Origin of the sequence: Nonomuraea candida, from assembly GCF_000725485.1 — a bacterium.
GTDB lineage: Bacteria > Actinomycetota > Actinomycetes > Streptosporangiales > Streptosporangiaceae > Nonomuraea > Nonomuraea candida.
The window spans coordinates 1-303 of the sequence record NZ_JOAG01000169.1 but is presented as its reverse complement, the minus strand read 5'-3'; the positions used below and the strand labels follow the sequence as shown (position 1 = coordinate 303).

Genomic DNA, 303 nt, shown 5'->3' with positions numbered 1-303 from the left:
TATCGGTCATCAGGGAGTATTTAGGCTTACCAGGTGGTCCTGGCAGATTCACACAGGATTCCTCGAGCCCCGTGCTACTTGGGATCCCCTCCAGCAGTCGGCAAGGTTTCGCCTACCCGGCTCTCACGGTCTACGGCGCCCCTTCCCAGAGGCTTCAACTACCCCACCGATTTATCACTGCTTGGCCGACCGGCAGATCGACCCAGAAGGTCCCACGACCCCGGACATGCAACGCCTGCCGGCTATCACACACGCCCGGTTTAGCCTCATCCGCTTTCGCTCACCACTACTCACGGAATCACT

1 rRNA gene is annotated in these 303 nt (G+C 59.4%); it reads right to left on the bottom strand.

Annotation, left to right across the window (positions count from 1 at the left end):
- Window positions 1-303 (bottom strand): 23S ribosomal RNA (locus IO39_RS43555); the annotation flags it as partial.